An 18850-nucleotide genomic window follows, 5' to 3' on the forward strand; every position below is an offset into this window, starting at 1 on the left:
TTATTTATACGATATAGGCGAATAGTTCGGGCGGATATGGTGAGTCCACCAACCCGCGCTAACATCGATTAAGGGCGACACTATCTCAGGCCGCGGACGCGCCCGGCATTACGGTATCAGGGATAATTGGAGACCGGGTATTGACCATGTCGGCCTTACCACCGGCATAAGGCGTGTTGCGCCGCCCATCATAGATACGCCCTCCCCGAGGATAGCATGAGCTCCAATCCATCACCCGACAGATCCGAAACTGCGCGGGGCATGACCGTCGTCATCGTCGGTGGTGGCACTGCTGGGTGGATGGCCGCCGTCGCATTCGGCCGATTGCTCGTCCCGGCCGGTGGCCGCGTCACGTTGGTCGAGTCGGACACGATCGCAACCGTCGGCGTCGGTGAAGCGACGATTCCGCCGATCCGCACCTTTCACGCCATGCTTGGGATCGATGAAGACGCGTTCCTGGCTGCGACCGGTGGCAGCTACAAGCTCGGCATCCGGTTCGAAGGCTGGTCGCATCCGACCGAGAGCTACGTCCACCCGTTCGGCCAGATCGGCACCGACATCGCCGGCCAGTCGTTCGCCGCGCAATGGCTCCGTGCCCGGCAGGCGGGCGAGGCCGAAGCGCTGGGACAATATTCGCTGGAAGCACGCGCGGCCGAAACCGGACGGTTCTCTAAGCCGATCGCCAACGGCGACTCACCGCTGTCGCGCATTGGTTACGCCTATCACTTCGACGCCGCGCGCTATGCCCACTTCCTCCGCGCGCAAGCCGAAGCACACGGTGTCGTCCGCTGCGAAGGCATGGTGGTGCGTGTCGAACAGGGCCCGGCGGGGATCGCCGCGGTTCACCTGGCCGGCGGGACGCGGATCGCAGGCGACTTGTTCATCGACTGTAGCGGCTTTCGTGCACTGCTGATCGAGGGTGCGTTGGCCGCGGGCTGGGAAGATTGGTCGTCATGGCTGCCGTGCGACCGGGCGGTCGCGGTGCCCTCGTCCGCCGACGCCGCCCCATTGCCGCTGACCCGGGCGATCGCGCAACCCGCCGGATGGCGCTGGCGCATCCCGCTGCGCCACCGCACCGGCAACGGTCACGTCTTTTCGAGCCGCTACATGAGCGAGGATGAGGCCACCGCATGTCTGTTGGACGGGATCGAGGGCGAGGCGTTGGCTGATCCGCGCGTGATCCGCTTCGCGACTGGGCACCGCCGTCGATTCTGGTCGGGCAATTGCGTTGCGCTAGGGCTCGCCGCGGGATTCATGGAACCGCTCGAATCGACCAGCATCCATCTGGTGCAAAGTGGGCTCCAGCATCTGCTGCGGATGCTGCCGGGTACGGGTGTCGCGTCGTCGGTCGTGATCGAGCGCTATAACCGGGTGATGACCGCTGAGTTCGTCCGCATCCGCGACTTCCTCGTCGCGCATTATCATCTCAACGCGCGACCCGAACACTTCTGGCGCGACCGGGCAGCGGCACCGATTCCCGAGGGCCTTGCCGAAAAACTCGCGATGTTTCGGGATGGCGGGCGCATCTTCCGCGAACCCGACGAACTGTTCAACGAGACGAGCTGGCTTGCGCTGTTGACCGGGCAGAACGCCGTCGTTGATGGTCACGACCCGCTTTGTGCGGCGCTGCCGATCGCGCGTGCCGCGCACCGTATCGCGCAGATCGAGCAGGTCGTCACCGCCTCATTGGCGCATATGCCGCCGCATGCCGACGCGCTGGCGCGGCTCGAACGCGGCTGAGCAAAGCCGCACCGCCCGAACCCGTATCGATCGGGCCCGTATCGATCGAGCCCGTATCGATCGAACCCGTATCGATCAGCGGCGCTGGAGCGATTTGAGCAGATAGTTGCGGAGGCGTTCGGTGCGCTCGTCGCTCGCCGGCCCGAGTACACCGCGCGCCGCCATCGGCAGATGATCGGCCGCCGCCGCCGCGTCGTCGCCGAACACGTAATGGTCGAACCACGCCCGCCAGCCGGCTTTCTCCGCCGCAGGCCGATCGCGTACCGCCATCAGCGCGTGCACGACCGCGTTGAAGGCCGAAATGGTCGGATCGAACGACCACCAATAATTACACAGCACGTTGAGCGTACCGAACGCCTGGACATGATGCCACCAGATCGCGGGCATGAAGATCGCGTCGCCCGGCCCCAGATCGGCGACCAGCGCGTGGCCGAGCGCCTGGGCATACCGCGGATAGCGATCGAAATCGGGCGCCAGAGGATCGACCATGCTCGCCGGTGGTCCCGCCAGCGTGCGGTCGAGCGGTCCGATGTAGAGATTGCCGACCTGATCGGGCGGGAACAGCGTGAAGCGACGCTGACCGGCGACGACGCAGGCGAGATTGGTCGACCCGTCATAGTGCGTTGCGGTCTGCGTCCCGTTGCCGATCCACAGCCTTGGCACGGCGCCGCCCATCGGGAGGTCGAGCGGGTTCGCCGCGGACCAGCCGGGCAGATGCTCGGGCGCGGTCGCGGCGTTGGCATAAAGGATATGCCGCGCGTTTTCGGGGAGCGCCGACAGGCGGAGCAGCTCGTTGAGCAGCGCGCCAAGCGACGCCTTTTCACGGTGGAAGTTGAAGCCTTCGAGCTGGTCGCCGCGATAGAAGAAGCGGCCGCCGAACTCCGGTCCGCCGATCAGCACTTCCATCGGTTGGCCGCCATTGCCGAGTCCCGCCAGATAGGCAGCGATCGCGCGATCACCGTCAAGCCCCGCGCGCACGCTCGCCCAGTGCGAAACCTGCCCGCGCAAGACGATCGGGGTCGAGCTGGTCGCGACTTCGGCAGCGAACGTCGCGGCATCGACGGCGGCGCGTTCCTCGACGCGCGCATCGGTGGCGGCGGGATGATCGATCTTCATGCCGCTTGATACCGCAACCGCGATCGGCTTGCTACTTTCACCGCGCGTCCAACCACTTGCGATACCGTCACGCGCATCGTTAGTGATGCGGCGAACGACGATGACCATGGAGTGGACGATGATGCGGTGGCGGACGGCGCTGATACTGGCGTCCATGAGTGTCGTCGCGGCCAAGGGGCCTGGCGCCCCCGCGGCGCAGCGGGACGTCGCGCGGACCGGCGATGCGATGCGCGAGTCGACCGATCGTCAGGATCGACCGGCGCAGGCCGCCGCGGCGCTCCGACCCCACCATCGCGAATCGCGACCGGCGATCGCCCTGACATTCGACGATATTCCCGCGCACGGCCCCCTGCCTGCCGGTACGACACGGGTAGGCGTCATCCGTGACCTCGTGCGCGCGCTGGGCGCGGCGAACGCGCCGGCTTTCGGCTTTTTCAACGGCGGCTTCGGGACCGACGACCCGGCCGGCTCGGCCAAGGCGGTCGCGGCTTGGCGCTCGGCCGGCCTGCCGCTCGGCAACCATAGCTATTCGCACGCCAATCTCGACGACATCGGCGCGGCCGCCTTTTCTGACGATATCACTCGCAACGAAGTGCCGCTCAGCGCTGCTGTACAAGGGGAGGCTGCACAGGGGGCAGACTGGCGCTGGTTTCGCTACCCCTTCCTGGCGGAAGGCAAGACGCCCGCGACACGCGATGCCGCCCGTGCAAGCCTTAGGGCGAAGGGCTACCGGGTCGCTGCCGTGACGATGAGTTTCGACGATTATAAATGGAATCCGCCCTATGCCGGGTGCGATATCGGTCGGGACGCCGATGCGGTTCGTCGCCTCGAGGACAGCTTTCTGGCCGATGCCCGTGCAGCGGCGATCGCCTCCCGCGCGCGCAAAGGCGCAGCTCGGCCGCGACATTCCCTATGTCCTCCTGCTTCATGTCGGCGCTTTCGATGCGCGCATGATGCCGCGCCTCCTGGCCCTGTACCAGACCATGGGCTTTCGCTTTGTGACGCTCACGGAGGCCGAGGCCGATCCCTATTATGCCGCCGCGATCGACCTGTCGCGACCAGGGCCAACGCCCTCGCTGGCCGGGCCACCCACGGTCCCTGCGCTCGCGGGGCCGCCCGCCGTGACGTGCGGTTGAGCGTATCCACGTCCGAGAGCGCCGCAAGACGGCCGACGGGATCGGACACCGCGGTGCATGCGTTTGATCGCGCTGGACGTGCCGCGTGGTGCGCCCGCCTGACTCTCCGGTGCGATGCCCAGTCCATGTCGATGTTTCGAGTCCCGCAATTGCTGGCTCTCGCCCTGCTGACCGCGATCCCGCGACCCGCGGCAGCGCAGGTTCCGACGATCGTTCCGCCGCCCGTTACGCGCGGGGTCACGCAGCCGGCTGGACCGCGCATCCAGTTGCCGGTCGACGCGCTGATGCAGGATGCCGGCCAATATGCGCGCGCGTTCGGCGTCACGCTCGACGAGGCGATGCACCGGTTGCGCGCCCAGGCGGACAGCGTCGCGGTGACCGATCGCCTGCGCGAGACCTACCGCGACCGCTGGGCGGGTATCGCCATCGATCACAGCCCGACCTATCGGATCGTCATCCTGCTGACCGGCACCGCCCCTGTTGCGGACCAGTCGGTCATGGCCGGCGGGATCGTCGTCCCGATCGTGTTTCGCACCGGCGCGGCGATGAACCGCACGGGCATGCTGGCGATCATCGCCACGTATCAGGCGCGGATCCGCGCGGCGTTGCCCCATCCGCCCGGCCTTGGGATCGACCCGCGGACGGGCGCGCTGCTGGTCATGATCAGCGGCCGCGACGCCGAACTCGATCGAGACGGCGCGTTGCAGGCTGAGATCGAGACGATGACCGGCGTCCCCGTCCGGATCGAGGCGATCGACCGGACGACCAACGACCAGACGGACGCGCTGCCGGCTCGGACACAGGCCGCTCCCGATCTGCCCGCGCCGATCCCGGATACCGTTCCGCCACCCCCGCCAACGCCCCCAGCGCCCTCGGTCGAGGGCGGCGCGCGGGTCGTGGGAACGGTCGATGGCAAGCGCTATGCCTGCACGACCGGGTTCGTCGTCACCGACGGATCGCGCTCCGGCATCGCCACCGCTGCGCATTGTCCCGACGCGCTGACCTATGTCGACGCGCGCCAAGGCAACGTCCCGCTCGACTTTGTCGGGCAATGGGGCTGGGGCTATCAAGACGTTCAGGTCAACACGATCGCCGCCGGCGCGCCACTCCCCGCATTATTTTATGCCGACACCGCGAAGACGCTGACCCGCTCCGTCTCGACGTGGCGCAACCGGGAGAGCACGCGTGCAGGGGATTTCGTCTGCCACCGCGGCGAGCGAACCGGGTATAGTTGCGCGCTGGTCGCGATGGTCGATTTCGCGCCGGCGGGCGATCTGTGCGGCGGCGCGTGCCTGCCGACCTGGGTCGCGGTCGAAGGCCCGACCTGCAAGGCCGGCGACAGCGGCGCGCCGGTGTTCGACGGCAATGTTGCGCTCGGTCTCGTCAAGGGCGGAACGTACCGCCGTGATGGCGCGTGCCTGTTCTATTACTACATGTCGACCGACTATCTGCCGCCGGGCTGGTCGCTTGCCTATGCCGCCACGAACCCCGCCCCGGTCACGCCTTGAGGTTGCACGGACACCGCTTGCGCTACCCGATCGGCAATTGACGCGTTACGCCCCGATATGACCGACACGCCGCCCGCAATTCCCGCCGCCACATTGGTCGTGTTCCGCGACGCCGGCGACGGACCGCCGGAACTCCTGTTCGTCGAACGCGCCAAGGCGATGGCGTTCGCAGGCGGCGCGCTGGTCTTTCCCGGCGGGCGAGTCGATCCCGGCGATCATGCGCTGGCCGCGGTACTCGGGACGGGAGACGCCGAAAGCGCGGCACGGATCGCCGCCGTACGCGAGACGATCGAGGAAGCCGGTCTGCCGATCGGGCTATCGCCGATGCCCTCCCCGACCGCGTTCGCCCGCATGCGCGCGGCGCTCCACGCCGGGACCGCGTTCGGCGAGGCGTTGACGGACGCCGCCGTCGGTCTCGATCTGGATGCGCTGGAATATTTCGCGCGCTGGCGACCGGCGCATGCGCATGCCCGGATCTTCGATACGCGCTTCTACCTGGCGCGGTTGCCGGCGGGCGCCCCCGAAGCGCAGGTCGATGCGACGGAGAATGTCCGGCTGTTCTGGGCAACGGCGGCCGACGTGCTGGCGGAAGCCGATGCGGGGCGCGCGACGATCATTTTTCCGACGCGGCGCAATCTCGAACGGCTGACACAGTTCGCCGACTTTGCTGCGGCCGTGGAGCACGCGCGCGCATCCGGTGCGGACCGTGACGCCGTGGACCGAAACGCGCGACGGCGTCGAACATCTCTGTATCCCGCACAATCTCGGCTATCCGATCACCTCGGAGCCGATATCGGACGCGGTGCGCGGCTGACATGCGGACGGTGCGACTGACGCTCGGCTGGCTCGTCGGGCTGGCGATTGTCGCGGCGCTCGGCATGATGCTCTGGTCGGCCCTACGCGGGCGCCCGCAGGATCTGCCCTGGACGCCGCTCGATCTCGGTCAGCCGATCGGGATGCTCACCGGACGAAAGCTCACCGCGCTGACCGAGGATTTCCCGCAATGCCGCGCGCTGCTCGATCGCGCGGGCGTGCGCTACACCGTCCTGCCGCCGCGCAAGGGCGAGGGGCAATGCGGGTATTCGGATGGCGTCAGGCTGACCGGTGGCGCTCGGACGATCGCGTTCGTGCCCGCAGGCCTCGGCGTCGCCTGCCCGGTCGCCGCGGCGCTGTCGATGTGGGAATGGGACGTCGCCCAGCCCGCAGCCCAACACCATTTCGGGGCGCGCGTTGCCAGTATCGATCATTTCGGGAGTTACAGTTGCCGGCGGATCTACGGGCGCGATGCAGGCACCTGGAGCGAGCACTCAACCGCCGACGCGGTCGACATCGCCGGATTCCGCCTGACCGACGGCACGCGCATCACCGTCGCAAGGGACTGGAAGGGCGACGACGCCAAATCGGCCTTCCTGCGCGACGTGCGTGACGGCGCGTGCAAGGTGTTCGCGACGACCTTGTCCCCCGACTACAACGCCGCGCACGCCGACCATCTGCATCTGGATCAGGCGAACCGTGGCGTGGCAGGGTGGCGGGCGTGCCGGTGATTGGGACAGTCGTCCATCGCCAATACCACCCCGGCGAAGGCCGGGGCCCAATTGGGGGACGTCAATGGCGCGGGGGGCGCATCGTTACTGCGACCTCTCCAATTGGGCCCCGGCCTTCGCCGGGGTGGTTGTGACGCTCGGTCGCAACAGTGTCGAAGGGCTCAACACGACCAGAGGATAGGCCTCAGCTCGCCAGCGTCGTGCCGGAATCCACCTTCTCGACCCAGTACGGGAAAAACGCCGGCTGCCGGTTGGACCAGCCCGACGCGGTTGCCGCCGCCTCGCTGATCGACTGAAGCAGTTTCCGCCGCAGTTCCGGATGTAGATGCGGCAACGCGGCCGCGGCACAGAACGCCGACGGCAACCACGGCCTAACCTCCGCCCCGATCAACCGCTCGTACAGAAATCGCAGCGCCGAAAAGCTCGTCAACCGCCCCTGCCCCAGATCAAACGCTACTAGGGTCATCAACGGCGCCAGGAACGGTTCGATCGCATCGAGGCCGCTGTCGTCGGGCACCATCGCGCGCAGATCGGGGAGATTGTTGTAAAGCCGCGCCTGCGCCCGGATGCTTGCCGCCTCGACGACGTCGCGCGACCAACGCAGCATCGCGTCCTCGCGGTCGAGCCCTACGTCGAGCGAACGGCGGATGTACCGCTGCGTCGAACTCGGAAAAGCCGCAAATTCCTTCATCTCGGCCAGCGTCATCGAGCCCTGTGCCGGTTTCATTCTGGAAGCCATGTCGTCACCCCGCACTCGTCAAGGAACCGGCAGACTATGCGCTCGGATGGTTAACAACGTTCCTATCGCGCGTCATCTTTCCGTAACGCCAAGCGACCATGAAAGCTGTTGCGCTGCAACAAGGCTGCGACGAACCGAACGAAATCGTGCGATTCGATTACGTTGCGAGGCGTTTGGGCAACAAAAAAGCGCCGGTCGTTGCCAACCGACGCCTGTTCGTTGAGCAGATGCTCGGGTTACGCCTGCTTTTCGCGCAACGCCCGCTCTGCGTCCTCGTCATAGCCCGACGACTTTGCCGGCTCGCTGCCCGACCCCGGCTGCGTCGCCGAAATTGGATCGCTGCCGTCCATCGACTCGTCGAGCCCGTTGTCGAGACGGGCGTCGGCGCTGTCGGGGTTCTTTTGCAGGCGCTTGCCGATCGACTTGTCCTGGCCCGCTTCCTGACGCGGATCGCGACCCGAGCTCTTGCCTTCTGCATCCTTGTCGTCGGGCGCTACCGAAAGGCTGTCCAGCGCGCTCTTGTCTATGTCGGTCATTGCGACGTCCCTTTTAATCTTGGCGGTGACCAACGGTCGAAGAAGCGGAGCGTTCCTGCCCAAGCCCACAACCGTCATCCTGACGAAAGTCAGGACCCAGGGTGACGGGGGAAGCACTCGTGGCTCTGGGTCCTGACTTTCGTCAGGATGATGGGGGCCTCAATCGAGCGGCGTGACCTTCACCGTCTGCTCCCAAAGATACGCCTGCCCGAACACCGTCATGAACGCGATATCCGTTGCATCACGCCCGACGCAGACCCGCGCGATATCGCTGCACGTCGCCATCTTGGTCGCATCGATCAGCCGCCAGTCCCCCGCGAGCCACAATTCCGCGACCGCATGGAAGTCGGGTGGATCGACGCCCGGCGCATAGGCCGACACGCAGCGTGCCGGGATTCCGCCGGCGCGCGCCAGCGAAACCAGCAGGTGCGAGTAATCGCGACACACGCCAGAGCGCGACGCGAACGTATCGAGCGCGGTCGTCTCCCCGCTGCTCGATCCGCAGCGATAATCGAGCGACTGGTACACCCACTCGGTCAACGCCGCTGCCAGCGGTCCCCCTTCGAGCCCCCGGAACTCGCGCGCGACGAACCCCTCGAAGCGGTCGGACGGACAATAGCGGCTTGGCATCAGATACGGCGTCAGCTGGCCATCGAGCATCCGTGGCGGCGTCGCCGGATACAGCTCAAGCTGGACGCGCTCGCGGTTCACCGCGACGATGGCCTTATATTCGGCGGTGAACCGGCCATGCCCGCGCGACCAGCAGCGCTGGCCGATCCCGTCCTCGCCGCGCACCGCGCGGATCGGGCTGTCGGACCACAGGGTAAGGGACTCGGACTCGATTTTCTGGTCGGCCATCGCCGCCGCCTCGATCTGGAGGAGCACATCGGCGTCCCCGGTGATCCCGTAATCCAGACGCACGTCGATCGAGAGCCGCATGGCGCGTCCCATTCCTGTCCCGAGGCCAAAGAAAAGGGCCCGGCGGTGTCCCGCCGAGCCCTGCGTTCGTCACACCCTTAGCGGGAGTTAGTTGCGGCTGCTACCAAACAGACGCAGCACGAACATGAACATGTTGATGAAGTCGAGGTACAGGCTCAGCGCCGACATGATCACGACCTTGCCAACCATGTCCGTGCCAGCGACCTGCGCGTACAGGCTCTTTGTACGCTGCGTGTCGTAGGCGGTGAGCCCTGCGAACAGCAGCACGCCGACGCCGCTGATAACCAGCTGCATCACGCCCGACTGCAGAAACATGTTGATCAGGCTTGCGACCAGCAGGCCGACGACGCCGATGATCAGGAACGTCCCGAACGCGGACAAGTCGCGCTTGGTGGTGTAGCCGTACAGGCTGAGACCGGCGAAACCGGCGGCAGTGGCGAAGAACGCACCGGCGATCGACGTGCCGCTATAGACCAGGAAGATGGTCGACATCGACAGGCCCATCAGGACCGCAAAGCCCCAGAAGAGCAACTGCATCGTGCCCGTCGACATCCGGTTCTGGCCGAAGCTCATGCCGAATACGATCGCGAGCGGCGAGAACATGATGACATACTTCAGGATGCCGCCGTTGACGAACACCTGTGCGGCAGGCGACTCTGCGCCACCCCACGCGAACAGCATCGCGACGATGCCCGTCAGCAGGACAGCCGAGCCCATGTAGTTATACACGGACAGCATGTACGACCGGAGACCAGCGTCATAGGCCTCGGTACGCTGGCCCGTGGCCGTCGTTCCGAACGGCGCGGCGCGGGGCCGGGGGTCAGACCAATTAGCCATTGTGAAATCAGCTCCTTTGTCCGGCATGGTGCCGGTTACGGTGAATATCGTCTTTTACAGGACGCTTTTCAAGCTGAGTGGTTGCATCGGCGCTGTGGTTCGCGGTTAACCTGCCGCAATTTCCATAGTGACGTCTTGTTGCCGTTTGCGCTTCGTTGGCTATCCATCGGAGCTTGCTGACTTAATGGGAGCCGACCCATTATTGGCAGGACGATGCCGATATGCCTACGTCGATGATCCCCGGCAGATATGCGGCGTTGGTATAGAACAGCCCCGTCCCGCAGGTGCCGCCTTCGCTAAATGGTCCCTTCTTGTTCCACACATCGCCGCATCGCGGGAGCGTTACCCGCTTGCCCCATTGCCCCCCGTTCCCTACCTGTTCACCGGTGAACCAGATCGCCCAAACGTCCGCGCCGCATGCCGAGCCCCCTATCTCCGCGGCCTCAATCCGCCGCAGCGCGAGGCGGTGCTGACCACCGACGGCCCGGTCCTGATCATCGCCGGCGCGGGTACCGGTAAGACCGCGGCGCTCACCGCCCGGCTCGCGCATTTGATCTTCACCAAGAAGGCATGGCCGTCGGAAATCCTCAGCGTCACCTTCACCAACAAGGCCGCGCGCGAGATGCGCGAGCGGGTCGGGCGGCTGGTTGGCGACGCGGTCGAGGGGATGCCGTGGCTCGGCACGTTCCACGCGATCGCTGCGAAGATGCTGCGACGCCACGCCGAGCTCGTGAGCCTGCAATCGAATTTTACCATTCTCGACACCGACGACCAGTTGCGGTTGCTCAAGCAGCTGATCCTTGCCGCGGACATCGACGAGAAGCGCTTCCCGACGCGTAGCCTGGCCGGGCTGATCGACCAGTGGAAGAACAAGGGCCTCGTCCCCGCCGATATCGATGCGGGCGAGAGCGAGCGCTACGCCAACGGTCGCGGCGGCGAGTTGTACCAGCAATACCAGGCGCGGCTGATCGCGCTCAATGCGTGCGATTTCGGCGACCTGCTGCTCCACATGCTCGTCATCCTGAAGACACACCGCGACGTGCTGGCGCAGTATCAGCAGCGCTTCAAATACATCATGGTCGACGAGTATCAGGACACCAATTCGTCGCAATATCTCTGGCTGCGGCTGCTCGCGCAGGAGCGCAAGAACATCGCCTGCGTCGGTGACGACGATCAGTCGATCTATTCGTGGCGCGGCGCGCAGGTCGAGAACATCCTGAAGTTCGAGCGCGATTTTCCGGGCGCAAAGGTCATCCGGCTGGAGCAGAACTACCGCAGTACGCCGCATATCCTCGGCGCGGCGTCGGGCGTGATCGCCAACAATGGCGGGCGGCTGGGGAAACAGCTCTGGACCGAGCGCGACGTCGGCGAGAAGGTGAAAGTTATCGGCGTCTGGGACGGCCCCGAGGAAGCGCGCCGCGTCGGCGAGGAAATCGACATCGTCCGCCGCTCGGGCAAGAGCCTCGACGAGGTGGCGATCCTGGTCCGCGCGCAGCACCAGACGCGTGAGTTCGAGGACCGCTTTATCGCGATCGGGATGCCGTACAAGATCGTCGGCGGCTTCCGCTTCTACGAACGCGCCGAGATCCGCGACGCGCTGGCCTATCTTCGCGTGGTCAACCAGCCGGCGGACGACCTCGCCTTCGAACGCATCGTCAACGTCCCCAAGCGCGGCCTCGGCGACAAGGCGGTCGCGCGCATCCACCAGCTCGCCCGCGCTACCGGCACACCGCTGACCACCGCCGCCGCGCGCATCCTCGACACCGACGAACTGACCGGCGCCGCCAAGAAGTCGCTAGGCCGGCTGGTCGGCGACATCGCCCGCTGGCGCGACATGGCGACTAGCCTGCCACACGCCGAACTCGCGCGGCAGTTGCTCGACGAGAGTGGCTACACTGCGATGTACCAGGCCGAGAAGTCGGTCGAGGCGACCGGGCGACTGGAGAACCTCAGCGAACTCGTCCGCGCGATGGAGGAATATGACTCGCTCGGTGCGTTCCTTGAACACGTCAGCCTCGTGATGGACAACGAGGGCGGCGCGCAGGATCCGCAGGTCACGATCATGACCATCCATGCCGCCAAGGGCCTCGAATACGACACCGTATTCCTGGTCGGCTGGGAGGAAGGCCTGTTCCCGTCGCAGCGCTCGCTCGACGAGGGCGGCGTGAAGAGCCTCGAGGAGGAACGCCGCCTGGCCTATGTCGCGATCACGCGTGCACGCCGGCTGGCCGTCATCATCCACGCCGCCAACCGCCGCATCTACGGCCAGTGGAACTCGTCGATCCCGTCGCGCTTCGTCGCCGAACTCCCCGCCGAGCACATCGACACGGAAACCACGATGTCCGGCGGTGCAAGCCTGTGGCAAGCCAACTGGTCCGACCGCGCCGATCCGTTCGCGGACGTCGCGCGCGGCACCGGTCGCGGCCCCGGCTGGCAACGCGCATCGGGCACCGGCAGCACCTTCTCCACCAAACCCGCCCGCGTCGTCGAAAGCCGCGCCAGTGCGATCAGCCTCGGCAACAAAGGTCGCGACGACCTGTCGCTCGGCATGCGCGTGTTCCACCAGAAGTTCGGCTACGGCGCGATCGCGGAGATCGAAGGCAACAAGCTGGAGATCGACTTCGAGCAGTCCGGGCGGAAACGGGTGATGGACAGCTTCGTGACCATAGGGTGAAGTAAAGCGTCGGCATTCGCTATTTGCCTAATTCAACCGATCATTTTTCGCCTATTCCCGTAAACTTGCAAATCCCGAGCAATTTTGAGATCATCTCTCCAAGACTTCGAGTCGGGGGTGGATACATGTCGGGTAACAAGCGAACGATCCCAAAGATACGTTCTCGACTTCGTGAGATCGCAGACGAGTTCGGCATCGAAGAACTTCACGATCTAGCCGACGAAACGTATCGAAATTCGCCCGTCACACGTGCCTCGGTGCGAAGCGCACATTTCACGCCAGAACTCGCGGAGAATATCAGGGCATTCGTTGCCAGGTATCCAAAGCTACACCAGCGTGACGTGGCGCAGAAATTCAATGTAAATCCGGGACGCGTATCCGAGGCGTTGACCCACCAGATGTAAAACGATCCTGATGTGATCGGCGTTGAGCCGCTTAAGCCGCCACCCGCTCCACCTCGATCTCGCCCTCACGCGTCCGCGCTTGTGCCAGATCATACGCCGCCTGCATCCGCATCAGTGTCTCAGCCTGCAGACCGAACGCCTTCTCGAACCGAATCGCCATCTCAGCCGACAACCCGGCCCGGCTGCCAAGCAGGTTGCTCATCGCCTGCCGCGTCACGCGCAACTTGGCCGCGGCGTCCGTCACGCTCAACCCGTGCGGCGTGATGATTTCAGCACGCAGCCATGCGCCGGGGTGAACCGCGAAGCTTGCATGCAACTTGATTGCCATCAGTGATAATCCTCCAGATCGAGATCAACGATGCCACCCGCATCGTTGATCCGAAACGTCATCCGCCAGTTCTTCGTCACCGTCAGCGACCATAGGCCTGCCCGGTCACCCGCCAATCGATGCGCGCCGAAATTGGGCGGCACCGTCAGTTCGTCCACGGCTTCGACAGCGGCGAGGTACGCCAGCATATTTCGCAATCGATCGACCAAGTTGCCCGGCAACCCCTTGGTCCGACCGGTTTCGGCAAACGACCGCAAGGCCTTATGCCGGATGGAGTGGATGACCATCCCCGATGCTGCGCCGGACTCGCCTTGACGTCAACCGACAAGTGACGCTTTACATGCATCGTCACTTGCGTCTCCAAACCTGTACCGCAGCCGACAATCCCGTTCAGGAACGATGTCTCTCGACAGCCGTATCACCGGCACATCCCGACTGTCGGGTTCGAGAGGACATCTCATGAAGTTTACGCATCTCATCGCGGCCGGGTTGGCCTTCGCAACACTCGGCCTTGGCGCCGCCGCTCCCGCCGAGGCGCAGCGCGATCGCGGGTATAGCCAGCAGTATCGCGACAACGATCATCGTGGGGATCACCGTGGGGATCGGCGCGATTTCCGCCGTGACGATCACCGCGGCGATCGCCATGATGACCGGCGCTATCGCGGCCGCGGCAACGACCGTCGCAACTGGAACAACAATCGCCGCTGCCGCACCGAATGGCGCAACCATCGCCGCGTGCAGATTTGCCGCTGATGTAAGCCGAGCCGGCGCGTACTATGGTGCGTCGGCACCAGGCGGGCGGTGGCATGACGCCACCGTCGGTCCCTGCATGTGACCCTTTGACGAGGATTTGGATCATGAAGCGTTTCTTCGGTACGGCTGCGGTGATTGCGGCGACGTGCCTTTCCGTTGCCACGCCGGCGCTCGCGCAGTCGCAGGCCGACGATGCGCGGTTCGCGGCGGCGCAGGCGCGGCTCGACAGCGAGTTGCAGATCTTCCGTACGGAATTCGATCGCTACCAGTCGGTCCGTGGCAATCGCGGTGGCTATGCGCCGCAGGGCGGCTATCGCACCGCGCCCGATCGCAGCGGCGGCTATCAGGAAGCCTATCCGGACGAGCGCGACGAAGGCAATTACGATCCTTCGCGCTATTACCGTGCGGGTCCGAACTATCAGGAGCGCACGCTGGCGACCAACGACCGCGTCTATGCTGGGCAGGATGGGCGTTATTACTGCAAGCGCAACGACGGCACGACCGGGTTGATCATCGGCGCGGCTGGTGGCGGCATCCTCGGCAACGTGATCGACGGTGGCCGTTCGCGGATCGTCGGCTCGCTGTTGGGCGCGGCGGCGGGTGGTCTTGCGGGGCGTGCGGTCGAGCAGAGCAACAACCAGGTTCGCTGCCGCTGAACCACCCGTCCGTCATCCTGGCAAAAGTCAGCATCCAGAGCCACGGGCGCAACGCTTTGTGGCTCTGGATCCTGGATCAAGTCCAGGATGACGGAACGCGCGAACCTACTTCGCCGGACCGACCAGTTTCTGCGTGAAGTACGTCATCTGCAGCGCCTGCAGCCGGGCCCCCTGCTCGATATCCGCATCGCCCGAATGGCCGCCCGCGGTATCCTCGTAGTAGAGATACGGCAGGCCATATTCCTTCAGCCGCGCCGCGAATTTCCGCGCATGCTGTGGCCCGACGCGGTCGTCCTTGGTGGTCGTCCAGATATACGGCTCTGGATACGCGACGCCCTTCTTGATGTTCTGATACGGCGAGATCTTTTCGAGAAACGCCTTCTCCTCGGGCACACTGACCGAGCCATATTCGTCGACCCACGACGCCCCCGCCGCGATCCCCTCGTACCGGATCATGTCGAGCAGCGGCACCTGGATCGTCACCGCCTTCCACAGGTCCGGATGTTGGTTGAACTCGACGCCCATCAGCAAACCACCGTTCGACCCACCATAGATGCCGAGCTTGGCCGGGCTCGTCAGCTTCCGCGCGAACAGGTCCTTCGCCACCGCAGCGAAATCGTCGTAGATCACCTGCCTCTTGGTCTTCCGCCCGGCGTCATGCCACTTGGGCCCGAACTCGCCGCCGCCACGGATGTTGGCGAGCACATAAGACCCGCCGCGCTCCAGCCACAGCTTGCCAGTGCTCCCCGAATAGCTCGGCGTCATCGACACTTCGAACCCACCATAGGCGGTCATGATCGTCGGCGTGGTCCCGTCGAGCGCGATGCCCTTCTTGTGGACCACGAAATACGGCACTTTCGTCCCGTCGGTCGAGGTCGCCTCGAACTGCTCGACGACGTCGTTCGACGCGTCGAACTTGGGCGGCAGAGTCTTGATGGGTTTCGGTGCAGCGGAAGAGGCCGCATCCAGCGAATAGAGCGAGGTCGGCGTCAGGAACCCGGTGACCGTCAGATAGGCGTCGTCGCTGCGATCGGTCGTGCTCGCCACGTCGATCGAGGCATTGTCGGGCAGCGCGATCGGCTTGGCGGTCCAGCCCCTGCCCCATGCGTGTAGACCGACGCGCGGCCGCGGACATTGTCCGAGACGACCAGCAACAGCTTCGATTTCGTCAGCCCCATCCCGTCGACCGACTGGCGCGGTCCCGGCGCGAAGACGATCGTCGGGTTGATCGTCCCCTTCTCCACCTCGGAAAGCGGCGCGGACGCGATCGCGCCCTCGGGAATCTGGCCCCACGGATCGCTGGTCGAGAAGATCACCTGGCCGTCGATCATCCCTGCCGGGAATGTCCGGTCGGGCAGCGCAAGCGGCCGCGCGCCCGCCGGCGTCCACACCAGCTTGTCCGCGCCGAAGAACGTCTTCCGGCGCTGGATCACGATCAGGCGGTTGCCTTTCTCGTCGGTGAGCACGTTGGCCGCGGTGCCGCCCTGGTCGGTCGCGGCGCCACGATAGACCTCGGTCGCAGCGTCGAGCGGCTGGCCGCGCTTCAACTGCTTCATCACGAATGCATAGCCCGACTGGGTGGTCGTGCCCGCACCCCAGTCGCGCGCGACCAGCAGCGTATCCTTGTCGACCCACGTCGCATCCTGCTTCGACTTCGGCAGCGTGAAGCCGTTCGCGACGAACGCGCCGGTCGACAGGTCGAACTCGCGATACGTCACCGCATCCTCGCCGCCCTCGGACAGCGCGACCAGGCACAGCCGCTGCTCGGGCTCGAGGCAGGTCGAGCCCTTCCACACCCATTGCTTGCCCTCGGCCTTGCCCAGCGCATCGAGATCGAGCGCGGTCGTCCATTTCGGCGTTGCGGTCTCGTAATCCGCCGCACTCGTCCAGCGCCACAGCCCGTGCGGATGGTCGGCATCGCGCCAGAAATTGTAGATCCGCCCGAACATCTGGCTCGGCATCGGGATGCGATCCTTGGCCGACGCGATCGCCAGTGCCTCGGCATAAAAGGTCTTGTAGCGCGGATCGTTCTGGAGCCGCGGGAGCGTCTTCGCATTCTCCGCCTCGACCCAGGCCAGCGGCTTGGCGCCATCCTTGTCCTCGAGCCAGATATACGGATCGGCGGCAGTGTCGGTTTTCGTCATCGGTGCGACTTGGGCAAGCGCCGCGCCGCCTACAAGGCCGCCCGTCCCGCTCAATATCCCCGTCCCGCTCAATATCCCCGTCCCGCTCAATATCGTTGCCGCAAGCATCGAAGCCAGAACCCGCATCACCGTATCTCCCTGATTTGCTTGGCGCGATACATGCCGGGGTCTATCGCGGTCCGCAATGCAACCGGACCAGATATCGGCCGCCGACGGCCTGCCCAAGCCCCGCCGCTTCATGGCGATCGCCGCGATTTCGGCGGGGACGGCGCTGACGATCATCGATGGCGGCATCGCCACCGTCGCGTTGCCGACGATCGCGCGCGACCTGCATGTCGGCAGCAGCGCGGTGGTGACCGTCGTCACGGTGTACCAGCTGATCCTGGCGATGGCGCTGCTCCCGTTCTCGGGGCTCGGCGACCGGATCGGGCTGAAGCGGATGTACCAGTACGGCCAGCTGCTGTTCACGGTCGCGACGCTGCTGTGTTTCTTTGCGAAGAGCCTGCCGTTCCTGCTCGTCGTCCGCGCCGCGCAGGCCTTGGGCGCGGCGGCTGCGCTTAGCGTCTCCTCCGCGCTGATCCGATCGATCTATCCCGCCAAGCAACTCGGCCGTGGACTTGGGATTAATTCGGTCGTGGTGTCGAGTTCGGCGGCCCTCGCGCCGACGATCGGCGGGCTGGTGCTGGCGATCGCGCCGTGGCCGTGGGTGTTCGCCAGCGCGGTGCCGTTCGCGATCGCGTCGTTGTTGCTCGGCCGCGCGCTGCCTGAACCCCACCGGCGTGACGAGCCGTTCGATGTGCTCGGCGCGGTGATGTGCGCGGCGATGATCGGGCTCGTCATCGGCGGTGCGGAGAGCGCGGTGCACGGCGACAGCCCGATCGTGTCGGCGGCGATCGTGCTGACGGGCGTGGTGATCGGCTGGTTCTTCGTGAAGCGCGAGCAGGGCGAGACCAAGCCGATCCTGCCGATCGACCTGCTCGCCCGGCCGGTGCTCGCGCTGTCGGCGATCGGTGCGTACACAGCGTTTATCGCGCAGATGACGTTGCTGCTCTCGACGCCGTTTCGCCTGACGCACGCCTATGGGTTCAGCGCGGCCGAGGTCGGCGCCGCAATCGCACCGTGGCCGCTGGCGAACATGGTCGTGTCGCCGCTGTCGGGGTGGTTGTCGGATCGGTATCCGGCGGGGCTGCTCGGCGGGATCGGGATGAGCGTCTCGATCTGTGCGCTGCTACTGCTCGCCTACATGCCGGCGGATCCGGGGTATTTCGACATCGCGTGGCGGATGGCGTTGTGCGGGTCGGGCTTCGGCATGTTCATGGCGCCGAATGCGCGGCTCATAATCGGCTCCGCCCCCCGCGAACGCGCCGCAGCAGCAGGCGGCCTCGTCTCGACGGTCCGGCTGGTAGGCCAGACCACCGGCGCCACCCTGGTAGCCGCCCTCCTGGCGATGGGCGTAGGCGCCGGCATGACCCCGCCGCTGGTCGCAGCAGGTCTAGCGCTAGTGGCAGGCCTATGCAGCCTGAGCCGCCTCCGCCCCTCGATCCGCAACCCGCCGACCGAAGAAACGCAGGACGTCCAGCCGGCCTCCCAAGCGAGGTGACCTACTCCCTCTTCCCTCCGGGGAGAGGGTCGGGGTGAGGGGCAGCCTCAAACGCTGCACTGCTTGGCTCCCCCTCACCCCAGCCCTCTCCCCGGAAGGGGAGAGGGAGCAGCAGAACAATGTTCACCCCGCTATTCCTCCCCGGCACGGGGAGGGGGACCGCCGCTCGCAGAGCGGGGGTGGAGGGGGATCACCC

Annotated in this window: 16 protein-coding genes and 1 pseudogene; 8 read left to right on the top strand and 9 right to left on the bottom strand. The window is 65.7% G+C overall.

The genetic code is table 11. The features are described 5' to 3' along the window. Window positions 1-261: 261 nt before the first annotated feature. Window positions 262-1740, top strand: coding sequence for a tryptophan halogenase family protein (locus QP181_RS08270; RefSeq protein ID WP_333928233.1), 1479 nt, complete (start codon window positions 262-264; stop codon window positions 1738-1740). A gap of 75 nt (window positions 1741-1815) precedes the next feature. Here the strand turns inward: QP181_RS08270 and QP181_RS08275 are convergent, their stop codons facing one another. Beyond that, window positions 1816-3012 (bottom strand): cupin-like domain-containing protein, encoded by a 1197-nt coding sequence (locus QP181_RS08275; protein WP_332754330.1) that lies wholly within the window; start codon window positions 3010-3012, stop codon window positions 1816-1818. Here QP181_RS08275 and QP181_RS08280 point away from each other — a divergent pair. The 3 genes and pseudogenes from QP181_RS08280 (at window position 3011) to QP181_RS08290 (ending at window position 7044) form a co-directional block, all read left to right on the top strand. Beyond that, on the top strand, window positions 3011-5500 hold the full coding sequence (locus tag QP181_RS08280; RefSeq protein ID WP_333928234.1) for a polysaccharide deacetylase family protein: 2490 nt from the start codon (window positions 3011-3013) through the stop codon (window positions 5498-5500). The genes QP181_RS08275 and QP181_RS08280 overlap by 2 nt on opposite strands. Window positions 5501-5557: 57 nt before the next feature. Beyond that, window positions 5558-6314: pseudogene (locus tag QP181_RS08285) on the top strand (NUDIX hydrolase). Window position 6315: 1 nt separating this feature from the next. Further along, a complete protein-coding gene (locus QP181_RS08290) occupies window positions 6316-7044 on the top strand; it encodes an extensin-like domain-containing protein (RefSeq protein ID WP_333928235.1) in 729 nt (242 codons plus the stop codon). A gap of 184 nt (window positions 7045-7228) precedes the next feature. Here the strand turns inward: QP181_RS08290 and QP181_RS08295 are convergent, their stop codons facing one another. The 4 genes from QP181_RS08295 to QP181_RS08310 form a co-directional block, all read right to left on the bottom strand. Then, window positions 7229-7783 carry a hypothetical protein gene (locus tag QP181_RS08295; RefSeq protein ID WP_132740394.1) on the bottom strand — a complete coding sequence of 185 codons (555 nt, stop codon included), beginning with the start codon at window positions 7781-7783 and terminating at the stop codon, window positions 7229-7231. Window positions 7784-8019: 236 nt separating this feature from the next. Beyond that, window positions 8020-8319 (bottom strand): hypothetical protein, encoded by a 300-nt coding sequence (locus QP181_RS08300; RefSeq protein WP_060526722.1) that lies wholly within the window; start codon window positions 8317-8319, stop codon window positions 8020-8022. 159 nt (window positions 8320-8478) lie between these two features. Next, on the bottom strand, window positions 8479-9258 hold the full coding sequence (locus QP181_RS08305; RefSeq protein ID WP_333928236.1) for a transglutaminase-like domain-containing protein: 780 nt from the start codon (window positions 9256-9258) through the stop codon (window positions 8479-8481). 87 nt (window positions 9259-9345) lie between these two features. Further along, window positions 9346-10095 carry a Bax inhibitor-1/YccA family protein gene (locus QP181_RS08310; RefSeq protein ID WP_132740400.1) on the bottom strand — a complete coding sequence of 250 codons (750 nt, stop codon included), beginning with the start codon at window positions 10093-10095 and terminating at the stop codon, window positions 9346-9348. A gap of 376 nt (window positions 10096-10471) precedes the next feature. Between QP181_RS08310 and QP181_RS08315 the strand changes: the two genes are divergently transcribed. Beyond that, window positions 10472-12769, top strand: coding sequence for an ATP-dependent helicase (locus QP181_RS08315; RefSeq protein WP_333929595.1), 2298 nt, complete (start codon window positions 10472-10474; stop codon window positions 12767-12769). Between the two features lie 435 nt (window positions 12770-13204). Here the strand turns inward: QP181_RS08315 and QP181_RS08320 are convergent, their stop codons facing one another. Both QP181_RS08320 and QP181_RS08325 read right to left on the bottom strand, forming a co-directional pair. Continuing rightward, the gene (locus QP181_RS08320; protein WP_333928237.1) at window positions 13205-13501 is read right to left on the bottom strand and encodes a HigA family addiction module antitoxin; all 297 of its coding nucleotides are present in this window, start codon (window positions 13499-13501) and stop codon (window positions 13205-13207) included. Further along, window positions 13501-13788 carry a type II toxin-antitoxin system RelE/ParE family toxin gene (locus QP181_RS08325; protein ID WP_333928238.1) on the bottom strand — a complete coding sequence of 96 codons (288 nt, stop codon included), beginning with the start codon at window positions 13786-13788 and terminating at the stop codon, window positions 13501-13503. Before QP181_RS08325 ends, QP181_RS08320 begins: the two co-directional genes overlap by 1 nt. A 172-nt stretch (window positions 13789-13960) precedes the next feature. Between QP181_RS08325 and QP181_RS08330 the strand changes: the two genes are divergently transcribed. Both QP181_RS08330 and QP181_RS08335 read left to right on the top strand, forming a co-directional pair. After that, window positions 13961-14254, top strand: coding sequence for a hypothetical protein (locus tag QP181_RS08330; RefSeq protein WP_332754339.1), 294 nt, complete (start codon window positions 13961-13963; stop codon window positions 14252-14254). 104 nt (window positions 14255-14358) lie between these two features. Beyond that, window positions 14359-14910, top strand: coding sequence for a glycine zipper 2TM domain-containing protein (locus tag QP181_RS08335; protein WP_333928239.1), 552 nt, complete (start codon window positions 14359-14361; stop codon window positions 14908-14910). A gap of 105 nt (window positions 14911-15015) precedes the next feature. Here the strand turns inward: QP181_RS08335 and QP181_RS08340 are convergent, their stop codons facing one another. Continuing rightward, on the bottom strand, window positions 15016-15957 hold the full coding sequence (locus QP181_RS08340) for a prolyl oligopeptidase family serine peptidase (protein WP_333928240.1): 942 nt from the start codon (window positions 15955-15957) through the stop codon (window positions 15016-15018). Continuing rightward, window positions 15918-17180: a prolyl oligopeptidase family protein gene (locus QP181_RS08345; protein ID WP_333928241.1), complete on the bottom strand. Its 1263-nt coding sequence runs from the start codon at window positions 17178-17180 to the stop codon at window positions 15918-15920. The genes QP181_RS08340 and QP181_RS08345 overlap by 40 nt, the downstream gene beginning before the upstream one ends. Before the next feature lie 58 nt (window positions 17181-17238). On the opposite strand from QP181_RS08345, the gene QP181_RS08350 reads away from it, so the two are divergent. Then, a complete protein-coding gene (locus QP181_RS08350; RefSeq protein WP_333928242.1) occupies window positions 17239-18654 on the top strand; it encodes an MFS transporter in 1416 nt (471 codons plus the stop codon). The last annotated feature ends 196 nt before the right edge of the window (window positions 18655-18850 follow it).

The organism is Sphingomonas sp. LR55 (genome assembly GCF_036856015.1).
Lineage (GTDB): Bacteria > Pseudomonadota > Alphaproteobacteria > Sphingomonadales > Sphingomonadaceae > Sphingomonas.